The sequence below is a fragment of the Streptomyces sp. NPDC054961 genome (assembly GCF_053609145.1).
Window position 1 is genome coordinate 158,988 of the sequence record NZ_JBSGWY010000004.1, and the last position, 11,467, is coordinate 170,454.

General features: G+C 75.7%; 14 protein-coding genes. 8 read left to right on the forward strand and 6 right to left on the reverse strand.

The genetic code is table 11. The features are described 5' to 3' along the window. Window positions 1-154 precede the first annotated feature (154 nt). A complete protein-coding gene (locus ACWF9Z_RS06525) occupies window positions 155-517 on the reverse strand; it encodes a DoxX family protein (RefSeq protein WP_453598105.1) in 363 nt (120 codons plus the stop codon). A gap of 80 nt (window positions 518-597) precedes the next feature. Here ACWF9Z_RS06525 and ACWF9Z_RS06530 point away from each other — a divergent pair, with 80 nt between their 5' ends. Then, window positions 598-1,449, forward strand: a complete 852-nt coding sequence (locus ACWF9Z_RS06530; protein WP_453598107.1) for a LysR family transcriptional regulator — start codon at window positions 598-600, stop codon at window positions 1,447-1,449. 182 nt (window positions 1,450-1,631) lie between these two features. Here the strand turns inward: ACWF9Z_RS06530 and ACWF9Z_RS06535 are convergent, their stop codons facing one another. Further along, window positions 1,632-2,708, reverse strand: coding sequence for an RNA ligase (ATP) (locus tag ACWF9Z_RS06535; protein WP_453598109.1), 1,077 nt, complete (start codon window positions 2,706-2,708; stop codon window positions 1,632-1,634). A 327-nt stretch (window positions 2,709-3,035) separates the two neighbouring features. On the opposite strand from ACWF9Z_RS06535, the gene ACWF9Z_RS06540 reads away from it, so the two are divergent. Further along, window positions 3,036-3,779, forward strand: coding sequence for an SDR family NAD(P)-dependent oxidoreductase (locus ACWF9Z_RS06540; protein ID WP_453598110.1), 744 nt, complete (start codon window positions 3,036-3,038; stop codon window positions 3,777-3,779). A 129-nt stretch (window positions 3,780-3,908) separates the two neighbouring features. Here the strand turns inward: ACWF9Z_RS06540 and ACWF9Z_RS06545 are convergent, their stop codons facing one another. Both ACWF9Z_RS06545 and ACWF9Z_RS06550 read right to left on the reverse strand, forming a co-directional pair. Beyond that, the gene (locus ACWF9Z_RS06545; protein ID WP_453598112.1) at window positions 3,909-4,751 is read right to left on the reverse strand and encodes a peptidoglycan-binding protein; all 843 of its coding nucleotides are present in this window, start codon (window positions 4,749-4,751) and stop codon (window positions 3,909-3,911) included. Between the two features lie 51 nt (window positions 4,752-4,802). Beyond that, complete coding sequence (locus tag ACWF9Z_RS06550; RefSeq protein WP_453598114.1) at window positions 4,803-5,135, reverse strand: hypothetical protein; 333 nt, start codon at window positions 5,133-5,135, stop codon at window positions 4,803-4,805. A 953-nt stretch (window positions 5,136-6,088) separates the two neighbouring features. Between ACWF9Z_RS06550 and ACWF9Z_RS06555 the strand changes: the two genes are divergently transcribed. The 3 genes from ACWF9Z_RS06555 (at window position 6,089) to ACWF9Z_RS06565 (ending at window position 8,151) form a co-directional block, all read left to right on the forward strand. Continuing rightward, window positions 6,089-6,589, forward strand: a complete 501-nt coding sequence (locus ACWF9Z_RS06555; RefSeq protein ID WP_453598116.1) for a hypothetical protein — start codon at window positions 6,089-6,091, stop codon at window positions 6,587-6,589. Between the two features lie 73 nt (window positions 6,590-6,662). Beyond that, a complete protein-coding gene (locus tag ACWF9Z_RS06560) occupies window positions 6,663-7,499 on the forward strand; it encodes a MerR family transcriptional regulator (RefSeq protein ID WP_453598317.1) in 837 nt (278 codons plus the stop codon). Window positions 7,500-7,605: 106 nt separating this feature from the next. Next, a complete protein-coding gene (locus ACWF9Z_RS06565; protein WP_453598118.1) occupies window positions 7,606-8,151 on the forward strand; it encodes an AAA family ATPase in 546 nt (181 codons plus the stop codon). Here ACWF9Z_RS06565 and ACWF9Z_RS06570 read toward each other — a convergent pair. Next, on the reverse strand, window positions 8,118-8,462 hold the full coding sequence (locus ACWF9Z_RS06570) for a hypothetical protein (RefSeq protein WP_453598120.1): 345 nt from the start codon (window positions 8,460-8,462) through the stop codon (window positions 8,118-8,120). The genes ACWF9Z_RS06565 and ACWF9Z_RS06570 overlap by 34 nt on opposite strands. 232 nt (window positions 8,463-8,694) lie before the next feature. On the opposite strand from ACWF9Z_RS06570, the gene ACWF9Z_RS06575 reads away from it, so the two are divergent. Next, window positions 8,695-9,171, forward strand: a complete 477-nt coding sequence (locus tag ACWF9Z_RS06575) for a hypothetical protein (protein ID WP_453598121.1) — start codon at window positions 8,695-8,697, stop codon at window positions 9,169-9,171. A 59-nt stretch (window positions 9,172-9,230) separates the two neighbouring features. Next, window positions 9,231-9,590 carry a S26 family signal peptidase gene (locus ACWF9Z_RS06580; RefSeq protein ID WP_453598123.1) on the forward strand — a complete coding sequence of 120 codons (360 nt, stop codon included), beginning with the start codon at window positions 9,231-9,233 and terminating at the stop codon, window positions 9,588-9,590. Window positions 9,591-9,650: 60 nt separating this feature from the next. On the opposite strand, the gene ACWF9Z_RS06585 is transcribed toward ACWF9Z_RS06580, so the two are convergent. Beyond that, window positions 9,651-10,760: a helix-turn-helix transcriptional regulator gene (locus ACWF9Z_RS06585; RefSeq protein ID WP_453598125.1), complete on the reverse strand. Its 1,110-nt coding sequence runs from the start codon at window positions 10,758-10,760 to the stop codon at window positions 9,651-9,653. A 158-nt stretch (window positions 10,761-10,918) separates the two neighbouring features. On the opposite strand from ACWF9Z_RS06585, the gene ACWF9Z_RS06590 reads away from it, so the two are divergent. Then, entirely contained in the window at window positions 10,919-11,335 is a 417-nt protein-coding gene (locus ACWF9Z_RS06590) for a DUF3224 domain-containing protein (RefSeq protein WP_453598127.1), read from the forward strand. Window positions 11,336-11,467 lie beyond the last annotated feature (132 nt).

Genomic DNA, 11,467 nt, shown 5'->3' on the forward strand with positions numbered 1-11,467 from the left:
GCCCCCCGCCGCCCCGGTCGGCCCCCAACACCAACACCCCCAACCTCTAAATTAAAACCCCCGTGGGCGACCCCCCCCCCCCCCGCCGGCCGGGCCCCCCCCCCCCCCCCCCCCTCGCCCGAGGTAGCCCAAGGCCGCCCGAGGTCACCCGAGGTCACAGCCAGACCGTCGCCAGCCAGGCGGTCACCGCCGCGGCGGTCAGGAGCGTGACGTTGAGACCGACCTCGCGGTCACCCCGGCTCAGGTGGACCCTCGTCGCGCCGATCTGCAGGACCACGAAGCCGGTCGCCGCGGCCAGGGCCAACCAGGGCGCGATGCCCGTGAGCGGCGGGAGGACCAGCCCGAGGGCGCCGAGCACCTCGGCCGCTCCGACGGCCCGGACGGCCGGCAGGGGCGTGCTGTCCACCCAGGCCATCATCGGCAGGAGCCGCTCACGGCTCCGGACCACCTTCACCCCGCCCCCGTAGAGGTAGAAGAGGGCCAGCAGGCCGGCGAGAATCCCGTACGCGATGTTCATGCCCCGATTCCACCTCCGGGGCACGGCGGCCGTCCAAGACCTGTTGGGCGAGGCCGATACCGTACGGGTATCGTCGCCGCATGGAGCTACGGACGCTGCGCTATTTCGTGGCGGTCGCCGAGGAACTCCACTTCGGCCGGGCCGCCTCTCGGCTGCACATGAGCCAGCCGCCGCTGAGCAGGGCGGTCAAACAGCTGGAGACCGAGCTCGGGGCCGCGCTGTTCGACCGGTCGCCCTCCGGTGTCGCACTCACCGCGGTGGGGTCGGTGCTGCTCGACGAGGCGCGTGCGCTGCTCGGCCGGGCCGACCTGGTCCGCGTGCGCGTGGCGGCCGCGGCCGGCGCGGCGACCCTCACCGTCGGTCTCCTGGGCGACAGTTCCGACGCGGGCGTGACCCGGCTGGCCGACCTCTTCCGCAGTCGGCACCCGCGCGTCGACGTGCGCATCCGCGAGACCGGTCTGACCGACCCGACCTGCGGGCTGCGCGCCGGACTGGTCGATGTCGCCCTGACGCGCGGCCCGTTCGACGAGACGGGCCTGACCGTGCACGCGCTGCGCTCCGACCCGGTGGGAGCGTTGCTGCGGGCGGACGATCCGCTGGCCGGCCGCGAAAGCCTGAAGCTGGCCGACCTGGCCGACCGCCGCTGGTTCCTCTTCCCGGAGGGCACGGACCGGGGCTGGCAGGCGTACTGGAACGGCGGGGAACCCCGCGAGGGCCCGGTGGTGCGCGCCGTCCAGGAATGCCGTCAGGCGGTCCTCTGGAACGGCACGGTCGGCATGACCCTCCTGGACCACGAGCCCGGGGAGGGGCTCACCGTCGTTCCGCTGGTCGACATGCCGCCGAGCCGCATGGTCGTGGCCTGGCAGCAGGGCGGCACCACCCCCCTCCTGCGCTCCTTCGTCCAGATCGCGACGGCCGTCCTGCACGCGTGAGCGGCACACCGAGGGCACCGGCGACACCGACGGAACCGCGGGCACCCGCCGTCGTCACCCGTGGCCATGCCCGTGCCCGCCGGCGTCGCCCGTGGCCGTGCCCGTGGCCGCCGGCGTCGCCCGTGGCCGTGCCCGTGGCCGCGGGCATCCGGCCGGGGCCGGCCGGATGCCCGGTCGTGCGCTCACTCGTACTCCGTGCCGCCCTTGCGCGTCAGGTAGGCGGGGCTGACCGCCTTCGCGATGGCCCGCCCGCCGACGACCGGGCTGTAGCGTTCCACCGCCGGGCGGATGACGACGCCCTCGCGCAGGTGCAGGGAGCGCCCGGACACGGTTTCCCGTCCGCTCGCCCATTCCAGCACCGTGTCGAGGTCGTATAGACCCTCGAACAGGCGTGGTACCAAGGGGAGTTCACCGTCGGTGAAGACTTCGGCCGGGTCCAGCCAGCGCACGAGACCGTCGATCTCGGCGGACACGTCGAAGACGGCGTACCCGGGCGCCTCGCCGGCCGTCCGCACGTCGACTCCGTACGCCAGGTCCTGGACACCCTTGCCGTACACCTCGCCGAACACGCCGACCCTGGTCGCCCCGAGCCGCGCCGCCAGCCGGGCGGCGGCCTCGGGCACGCCGTGGCCGCGTACGGCACGCCAGTAGACGTTGCGCTCGTCCTCTTTGAGCGCCAGCCCTTTCGATCCGAACCCCTTGGAGGAGACCAGTACCCGGCCGTCCTGCGCGAGGTACGTCAACAGGCAGGCGGTGCCGTGCAGTTTCTCGGTGAGGACGACCGGCTCGCCGGGCTCCAGGATGCCCGGGTACCGCTGGAGGTTCTCGATGTCCACCCACGGCAGCAACTCGGCGGCGGCCTCGACGTCGCCGTCCATGGTCGTCGGCACGGGCGGGACCCATTTGGTGATGCCGAGCAACTCGGCGAAGTCCACGCCCTCTTCGGCCGCACGGGCGAGATCGAGGCCGGCCACGGCGCTCGGCCGGCAGACGAGGCCCTGGGACAGCTCACCGCGCAGCCGGACGGCCTTGACCCGGTTCGCCTCACCGCCCGCGAGGCGTCCGGTCAGCCCGAGCTCCTCGATCAAGGCGGCCGGGAGTACGGCCTGTTCGGGTATGTAGAGCGCGTGATCGCCCGTGCGATAGGCGCCCTTGGCGACCACGGCCCGGTAGAGGCCCACCTGCGCCAGCTCCAACGCGTCGGCGTTCGGGTGGGGATGGACGGTGAGCTCTTCGGCGGTGACCCGCAAGGTCGACATGGTGCGCTCCTCGGAGTGTGGGACATCGGAGTGTCTGGGTGGCGGTGGGTATCGGCGAGTGTTGCGGGTGCCGTTGGGTTCCGGTGGGTGTCGGAATGCCACAGACCGGGACGGCTTCCGGTAGCGGCAGCAGCCACTCTGCGGCGGGCCATTTCCGCTGGTCCATCAGATTTCCCGCTGCTAGCCTGCGGCCTCCCGCCGGGCCGGGTGAGCAGGACGCGGCGGCCGCCTACGGGAGCGTGCGGACCCCGCCACCGTGGACACCCGCGTGCCCGGCGATCATAGGCTCGGGCACGACAGAGGTACCGCGTCACACAGGAGGCTCGTATGTCACGTCGTCCGGTCACCGTCGTCACCGGAGGGAGCCGCGGGATCGGCGCCGCCACGTGCGTGCGGCTCGCCGCCGATGGGCACGACGTGGTTCTCGGCTACCTCCACGACGACACGGCGGCCGAGGGCACCGCCGTGCGCGTACGGGCGGCCGGCGCCCGGTGCGTGACCGTCCGCGGGGACACCTCCGAGGAGTACGCCGTCGAGCGTCTCTTCGACATCGCCGGGGCCGAGTTCGGCGCCGTGGACGGCCTGGTCAACAACGCGGGGGTGACCGGCGCCCCGGGGCGGCTCTCCGACACCCGGATCGAGGACCTGCGCCGCGTGGTGGACGTGAACCTCTTCGGTTACCTGCTCTGCTGCCGTCGGGCCGCCCGGGACATGGCCGCGTCCGGCGGCGGAGCGATCGTCAACGTCTCCTCCGCTGCCGCCACCCTTGGGAGCCCCGGCCGCTACGTCCACTACGCCGCGACCAAGGCCGCGACCGACACCCTGACCCTGGGGCTGGCCAAGGAGCTCGGCCCGGACGGGATCCGGGTCAACGCGGTGGCGCCGGGCATCATCGAGACCGATATGCACGCCGCCATGGGAGACCCGGACCGCCCGGCGCTCGAGGCCGCCGAGATCCCGCTCCGGCGGGCCGGGCAGCCCGAGGAAGTGGCCGCGGCCATCGCCTGGCTGCTGTCCCCGGACGCCGCCTACACGACCGGGACCGTCCTGCGGGTTTCCGGCGGGCGCTGAGCGAGGGCCTGACGGCCCGTCTGCGGCTGGTCCGGGCCGGACCCGGTCCGGTCTGGGTCCGGTCCGGGCCAGGTCCGGCCCGGGTCCGTCCGGCACCGGGCCGGGCCTCCTCCGGGCCGTCCCGTGGCCTCAGCCGCCGCTCCCGAAGGCGGCCCGGGTGGCCGGACCGTAGACGCCCGGCGGGTCGCCCTTGATGCTCCGGTCCTGCTGGAGCTGGGTGACACCGCGCCGGGTCTGCTCGTCGTAGACCCCGGTGAGGGAGACGTACGTGAACCCCTGCCCGTAGAGCCGTTCCTGCAGGGCGCGCACCTCGGGCCCACGGTCCCCCGGGCGCAGGGTTCCGGAGCCGTCCGACGACGGCTGCGGCCCGCCGGACGGGGCGGACGACTTGGCGTTCCGGCCCGCGCCCGACGGCGTACCGGAAGCGGGCGGGGCGGTCGTGGCCTGCGCCGACGCCGTCCCGGCCGACCGGGTCGACGCTGCCGAACCCGCGCTCGGCGTCGGCTCCTCGCCCGCCCCCGGGCTGCGCGCCGGGAGCACGGGCACGGACAGGCCGGGCGGGGCCACGGCGCGCGGTGGCTCCTCGTCCGGCTCGTGCAGCAGCCACGCCAGCACTCCCGCGGCGCTCAGCGCGAGCAGGGCGAGCGCCACGAACGGGAGCCGGCTGCCGCCCTCTGCGCGCCGGCCGCCACCGGACCGGGGCCCTGACGGGGACCCGGACGGTGACCCGGTCGGGACGGCGGAGGCGGACGCGAACGCCGGTGCGGCCCGCGGCAGGAGCGGAGGCGGGGCCGGGGCCGGAGGCTCGGATCCGGCGGAAGGGGTCGCGAGCTGGGCCGCCACGGAGACCGGACCGGTCTGCGGCCAGGCGAGCGCCGTCGGCCCTTCCGGCTGGACGGAGGGGGCGACGTAGGGGCGTACGAGCAGCCGGTCGTCGGGCACGGTGCCGCTCTCATCGAGGTCAGGGGACATGGTTGTCTCCCGGCGGGTACGGGACCGGCACGGCGGCCCCCGCCCGGCCGGTCAGGCCCTGCGCCGCCGGGCGACCGGCACCGTACCGCTACCGGCGGCCGGCACGAGGCCACCGCCGCCCGCCGACGGCACGGTCAGGGCGGCGCCGGTCGGGCCGCCGCCGGTCAGGGCTGCGGAGGCCGCGGGCGCCGTGGGTGCCGCGGCGAGGGCCCCGTAGGCGGTCGGGGCGAGGGAACCGCCGCTCACGGCCGAGGCGGGTGAAGGGCGGACGGATATGAACATGTGGGACATCTCCGAAGTGCGGGCCATGCGGTGGCGCTTGCCGCCGACGGTGCGGACCGTGACGCGGTCCGCGATCCGGGCGGCGGTGCTCGACGGGCGCACTCTTTCCCCCGGGGATGCCCCAGGTCAAGCCGGATGTCCGATGCATCCCATCCGTCCGGTGCGCAGGCGACGTCTTGGGCGAAACCCTTTCAGGGAGGGCCGATCCGCGGCCGGATCGCGCTGCGGACCGTCCGCATAGCGGACGCCCCCCGCGCGGCCGGCGCTCCGGCGATGGCCGCGAGGCGAAGGGGCCTGCCAGCGGCCGGCCAGACCACCCTGGACCCCGGCCCCGGCGGTGACGCCGGGGCGGCCCGGTCCCGGGGGGCCGGCGGTCGGGGCGGCGGGCGGGGCGGCGGGGCGGGCCGTGGGGCCGCCGCCCCGGCGGGGCCGGGGCGCGGGGGGGGGGGGCCCGCGGCCCCCCCCCCCCCCCCGCCCCCCCCCGCGCGGGGGGGGGCGGGCGCCCCCGCCCTCACCCGGAGCCCCTCCGAACGCGCCTGCGTACGGGCCTCCGTGCACGCCTTTGCGCCCGCCTCCCCGCCGGCCCCGTACGCGCCTCCGTACGCGCCGATGAGCGCGGCCGCGTCGACACCTGGGCCTCTGCCCGGGCGCGCCCACGGGCCCGGTCCCCGGCGGCCGGCGATCGGCGGCCGGCGGCGTGGCCGGGCAGTCCCACCCGGTCACGGCGCCGGGCCGTCGGGAAGGCCCGCCCGCGAGCCGGCACGGCAGCGCGGCGGGCCGGGGGTCGTGCCTCCCCCGGCATCCGCGACGCCGTTCCCGTCCCGGACCCGTCCCGAATCCTCCGTCCGGTCCACCCCCGTCCACACACGCGCCCTCCCGGACCGGTGAAACCTCCCGGCGCGGCGGAAACGATCGCAGCGGCCTTGCCGAATCGGTTCGGCAGCGCCCGCGGAGCGTCCGCCACCCGCGCCGGGTCCACCCCCGATTCCGCATTCCCTCACCCGCACGCGTGACAGCGAAGTCCGGCCGGGGCGGCCGTGCGGCATGGTGGTCCGATGCAGTTACGCCGGGTCCTGCCCCTCTCCCTCCTCGCCATCCTCGCGAGCGCCGGCTGCGTGTCGTGCGTGTCGGTCGGCCCGCAGGTCTCCGACGTGCCCGCGCGCGGGTACGTACCGCCTGCCGGCGCGCCCGACACCTCCGACGCGGCCGACGCCGCCGATGCCCACGGGCTGCCCCTCGGCGCGCTCCCCGCCGGACCCTCGGCGCCGGCGCCGGACGCTGCCGGCGCGCGGCCGGGGACAGGGGCAGGAGCGGGGACAGGAGCGGGGGCGGGGCAGGAGCAGGCCCGCCGCCCCGTTGCGCCACCCCGGGCGGCGGCCGCCGAGCGCCACACCAAACCCGCCTCTCAGCGCCGCGCGCACCCGCCCAAGGCCGCGTCCGCCCCTTCCGGTCGGCGGCCGGCCGCGCCGGCCCGCCTGGACGAGTTGTGCGCGGTGGCCGACGGTTCCGTACCGCCGTCCATCGTGGATCTGTGCCTGCGTCAATACGGCCGCTGAGCTGCTGGAACACCCGCATATTCTGGTCGGGCTTGACCCTCACACCGTGTCAGGGCCTCCACTGGAAGGCGTCATGTTCACCATCGGAGACTTCGCCAAGCACGGCCGGGTGTCGGTCCGCATGCTGCGTCACTACGACGCCCTCGGACTGCTCCGCCCGGCCCGTGTCGACCCCGCCAGCGGCTACCGCTACTACGAGGCCGGGCAGCTCGCCCGCCTCAACCGTGTCATCGCGCTCAAGGAGCTCGGCTTCAGCCTGGACCAGGTGGGGTCGATACTCGACGAGCTCGTGGGCTCGGAGGAACTGCGCGGCATGCTGCGGCTGCGGCGGTCGGAGCTGGAGTCGGCCATGGCCGCCGCGGCGGCCCGGCTGACCCAGGTCGAGACGAGGCTCCGGATCATCGAGAGCGAGGGAACCATGTCTTCCGTCGACATCGTCGTGAAGAGCCTTCCGCCCGTACGGCTCGCCGAACTGAGCGGGATCGCGGGCAGTTACCAGCCGCAGGACATCACGCCGGTCATCGGACCGCTGTACGAAGCGCTGTGCCGCCGCATCGAGGCCGCCGGTGTGACGCCGACCGCTCCGGGCCTCGCGTACTACGAGGACGCCGGGGACCCGGCGCGCCCGGGTGCCGTCCTGGTCCACGCCGGGCTGCCGGTGGCCGAATCGGTGCGGGCCGAGGACCTCGGGGGCGGCGTCCGGATCGTCGTGCTGCCCGCCGTCGAGCGGGCCGCGACGGTCGTGCACCGGGGTTCGATGGACTCCGTCCTGCTGACGGCGCAGGCACTGGCCCAGTGGATCGACGCGAACGGGGAACGCTCCAGCGGGTACGCCCGCGAGCTGGCCCTGGCCTGCCCGGAGGACCGCGACGAGTGGGTCACCGAGCTCCAGGAACCGCTCGGCGTCTGACCGTCCGGCCCCTGGGGCCCGCGGTCCGCCGCCCCCGGCCCTCGACGGAACGCGTCCCCTGACGACGGCCCCGACGGGGCTGCGGCCGCGGTCCTATGATCCGCTGATGCAGCGCGTACTCGTGGTCGGCATCAGCGGCGCCGGGAAGTCCACCCTGGCCCGGCACCTGGCACGGCGGCTCGGGCTGCCGTACCACGAGATGGACGCCCTCCACTTCACCGGTCCGGGATGGTCCGTCAGCCCGTCCTACGCCGCGGACGCGGCCCGGATCGCGGAGGGCGAGCGGTGGATCCTCGACTCCTCCGGGCCCGAGGCCGTCCGCGATCTGCTGTGGCGGCGGGCCGACACCGTGGTGTGGCTGGACCACCCGCGCCGCGTCGTCATGCGGCGGGTCCTGCTGCGCTCGCTGCGCCGCAGCCTGTCGCGGGAGCCGCTCTTCGGCGGCAACCGGGAGCGGTGGCGCGAGTGGCTGCGCGCCGACCATCCCGCGTGGTGGGCCTGGTCGCGCTACGGGTCCCGTCGCGCGGAGTTGGGGCGGCGGGCCGCAGACCCGCTCTTCGCCCCGATGCGGGTGGTCCGGCTACGGTCCCCGGGTGCCGCCGACGCCTGGCTGCGGGCTCAGCTGCCGGCCGGGCGGCGGCCGCGGACGTAGGCGCAGCCCCGCACCGTGCGGCGGACCGTGCCCCGGCGGGCCGTACGCAGTCGCCGCATCGTGGCGTGGCCGCGTCGGCGCCATTCCGCCGGGGGCAGCCCGGCGCGCTGGCCGCCGCCCGCGATGAGGGCGTTGACAGGGGCGTGCGGATCGGCGGCGAGCCCCTTGGCCAACAGGACGCCGACCACGAGCGGAACCAGGGCCACGGCCAGCGCCGCACCCGCGGTGGTCACGTGCTGCTGCACGCGCGGGCGGTTCGCGGGCCGCTGGGCGGCGGTGGCTGCGTCGGCGAGGACGGCGTCGGAAGGCATGACCCCATCTGATCAGCGGGAGCGCCGCGGGGAATCGGGGCGGATACTCAGGCCGTTGGGTGTGACGTACTCAGACGTGGACCATGGGCCACGGGCTACGGGCCGCGGGTGGACAGGCCGACGGAGCGGTGGACCGGTGGACCGGTGGACCGGTGCCTGGTGCACCGGCGGAGCGGCGCACCGGTGGGCCGGCGGACCGGCGGACCGGCGCGCCGGACGAGGGGCAGGCACGATGGACGAGGGGGCAGGTGCGGTGGCCACACCCGGGCAGGGATTCGAACCGGCGAGCGGGGACGGCCCGCCGCCTCCCGAAGCCGGACGGGCTGCGCAGCTCCGTACCGCGTACGAGGGCCTGTTGCAGATCCGCCGCCTGGTCAACGGACCGGCCGGGACCGCGGTGCCGGCTCCCTGGGAGCTGCGCCTGATGACGCGCGCGGTGGCCCTCGTGCTGGAGGCGTCGGGTCTTCCCGCGTCGGCGCAGGACGCGCAGGGGCTGCGCATCCGGACCGGCTACCGGCTGGCCGCGTCCGCGGACGGGCGGGTGGAGGTGACCTGGCTGGGGCCGCCGGGCGGCGGCGCGGCGGAGGAGGAGCAGGAACGCCTGACGGCCTGCGCGGCGGCGCTGGAACCGCTCGGCTGGGTCTGCCTCCTGTACCGCGGCCCGCGCCGCCGGCGCTTCCTCGAGGTCGAACCCCCGGTGGCCTCATGAGGGCCGGGCCCTCGGAAAACGCGATGCCCCCGACGGTGACGCCTGGGCACACTGACCCGATGGGCATGCTCGACACACAGGCGGACCGCGTCCGCGAGGGCGCGACGGTGGAGTTCCGCCCCACCGGCACGTCGATGGTCCCGCTCGTCCTCAGCCGCCAACGGGTCCGTGTCGCACCGGTCGTCCCCGCCCTGCTGGAGGCCGGGGACATCGTCCTGGCCCGGGTCTCGGGCACGGTGTACCTGCACCTGGTGACGGCGGTGGACGTCCCGCGCCGCCGGGTCCAGATCTCGAACAACCGCGGCCACGTCAACGGCTGGACGAGCCACGACCGCGTCTTCGGCATCTGCCTGACGGTGGACGACGTCCCCCGCCCCGGCGCGGCCGCCAAGGTCCGCGAGGACCCGGCGGGCGTCTAAGTCTCTTCTTTCGGATCTTGTCGGCCGGGCCCGCGGGGTCCGTCCGCTCAGCCGTACCGCTCAGCCGTACCGCTCGGCCAGCGCCGCTACCGTCGCCGCGAGGGCCCGGCGCAGCTCGGGCGGCCCGAGCACCTCGCACTCCGTGCCGAGGCGGAGCAGGTCGCCGACGGCCACGGACTCGAACTCGACGGCGAGTTCGGCCCGTACCCAGCCGTCCGCGTCGGGCGGCCCCGCGGTGGCCAGGGCGCGGGCACCCGCCGCCCCGAACTGCATCGGCAGCAGGCGCAGGGCGCGCGGGGAGAGACGTACGACGGCGGTCTGCCGGTACCGGGCCGCGTCCATCCGGCCGGTGGACTCCTGCCAGTAGGCGGCGAGATCGAACCCCTCGGGCCGTTCGAACCCATCGGAGAGGGCGTCGACCTCGAGGAACCGGCCGACCCGGTAGGTCCGCACCACGCCTGCGGCGGACCCGGCGGACTCCGCGGATCCGGCGGACCCTGACGACCCGGCGGACTCCCCTGATGCGGCAGGCCCAACGGACCCAACGTTCCCAACGGATCCAACGGACCCAACGGGCCCGGCGGGCCCGGCGGGCCCGGCGGATCGAGCGGTCCGGGCCACGAGGTACCAGATGCCGCCCTTGAGGACGAGACCGAGCGGCCACAGCTCGCGCCGCACCGGGCCGCCCCAGCGGCGGTAGTCGGCCCGCAGGATCCGCTGGTCCCACACCGCCTGGGCGATCCGCGCGAGGTACGGGACGGGGTCGGCGTCGCGGAACCAGGCGGTGGCATCGAGGTGGAAGCACTGCTGGAGCTGCCGGGCCCGGGCGGCGAGGTCTGCGGGCAGGGCGGCCTGAAGCTTCAGCTGGGCCGCGGCGAGGTCGGCGCCGAGGCCGAGGTCCTGGGCGGGGCCGGGGACCCCGGCGAGGAAGAGGGAACCGGCCTGGGCGTCGGTCAGTCCGGTGAGGCGCGTGCGGTAGCCGTCCATGAGCCGGAAGCCGCCGGCCGGTCCCCGGTCGGCGTGTACGGGTACGCCGCAGGCGCCGAGCGCCTCGACGTCGCGGTAGACGGTACGGACGGAGACCTCCAGCTCGGCGGCGAGCTCGGGGGCGGTCATCCGCCCGCGGTTCTGGAGGAGCAGCAGGAGGGAGAGGACCCGGTCGGCGCGCATGGGAGCGATTGTCCGGCATACCTGACAGGAGGTGTCAGGTATGCCGGACAGGCTGTTGCCGTCCGCGAGCGGGCCGGTCCTCGGGACCGCCCGCGCCTCGGACGATCACGCCCACCACCCGCACGGCCCGCAAGGTCCGCACCTCCTCTGGAGCCCCCATGCCCACGCCCGACTCCACCCCCGCCGCCGGCCGGTTCACGTTCAAGAACTGGGAGGAGCACCCGGTCGGCCCGGTGGACGCCTTCCCCCGCCTGGCCCGCGCGACGGTCACGAACGCCTTCACCGGGACCGTCACCGCCCCCGAGACGACCTGTGCCTACACGATCTCCTACACGGGGGACAACGTCGGCACCTACGCCGGCATGGAGCTGGTCTCCGGCACCGTCGACGGCCGCAAGGGCACCTTCGTCCTGAAGGAGGAGGGCAGTTTCGACGTGACCGGCACCCGTTGCCACTTCTCGGTCGTCCCCGGATCGGCGACGGCGGACCTGACCGGTCTCGCCGGCTCGGGCTCCTTCGTCTACCGTCACGGCGACACCTCGGTGGACTACGCCTTCACCTACGAGCTCCCGTAGCCGCGCGGGCCGCGGCACGCGAAGGGGGGGGGGGGGGGGCGCCCCCCCCCCGCCCCCCCCCCCCCCCCCCCCCCCGCGCGCGCGCGCGCGCGGAGAGCGGCAGAGGGCCCCCCGGCCCCGGCGCGCGGGGCT

Bases quoted from the DNA above. Each gene is read 5' to 3' on its own strand.
- ACWF9Z_RS06525 (WP_453598105.1), bottom strand. From the start codon at position 517: ATGAACATCGCGTACGGGATTCTCGCCGGCCTGCTGGCCCTCTTCTAC.
- ACWF9Z_RS06530 (WP_453598107.1), top strand. From the start codon at position 598: ATGGAGCTACGGACGCTGCGCTATTTCGTGGCGGTCGCCGAGGAACTC.
- ACWF9Z_RS06535 (WP_453598109.1), bottom strand. From the start codon at position 2,708: ATGTCGACCTTGCGGGTCACCGCCGAAGAGCTCACCGTCCATCCCCAC.
- ACWF9Z_RS06540 (WP_453598110.1), top strand. From the start codon at position 3,036: ATGTCACGTCGTCCGGTCACCGTCGTCACCGGAGGGAGCCGCGGGATC.
- ACWF9Z_RS06545 (WP_453598112.1), bottom strand. From the start codon at position 4,751: ATGTCCCCTGACCTCGATGAGAGCGGCACCGTGCCCGACGACCGGCTG.
- ACWF9Z_RS06555 (WP_453598116.1), top strand. From the start codon at position 6,089: ATGCAGTTACGCCGGGTCCTGCCCCTCTCCCTCCTCGCCATCCTCGCG.
- ACWF9Z_RS06560 (WP_453598317.1), top strand. From the start codon at position 6,663: ATGTTCACCATCGGAGACTTCGCCAAGCACGGCCGGGTGTCGGTCCGC.
- ACWF9Z_RS06565 (WP_453598118.1), top strand. From the start codon at position 7,606: ATGCAGCGCGTACTCGTGGTCGGCATCAGCGGCGCCGGGAAGTCCACC.
- ACWF9Z_RS06570 (WP_453598120.1), bottom strand. From the start codon at position 8,462: ATGCCTTCCGACGCCGTCCTCGCCGACGCAGCCACCGCCGCCCAGCGG.
- ACWF9Z_RS06575 (WP_453598121.1), top strand. From the start codon at position 8,695: ATGGACGAGGGGGCAGGTGCGGTGGCCACACCCGGGCAGGGATTCGAA.
- ACWF9Z_RS06580 (WP_453598123.1), top strand. From the start codon at position 9,231: ATGGGCATGCTCGACACACAGGCGGACCGCGTCCGCGAGGGCGCGACG.
- ACWF9Z_RS06585 (WP_453598125.1), bottom strand. From the start codon at position 10,760: ATGCGCGCCGACCGGGTCCTCTCCCTCCTGCTGCTCCTCCAGAACCGC.
- ACWF9Z_RS06590 (WP_453598127.1), top strand. From the start codon at position 10,919: ATGCCCACGCCCGACTCCACCCCCGCCGCCGGCCGGTTCACGTTCAAG.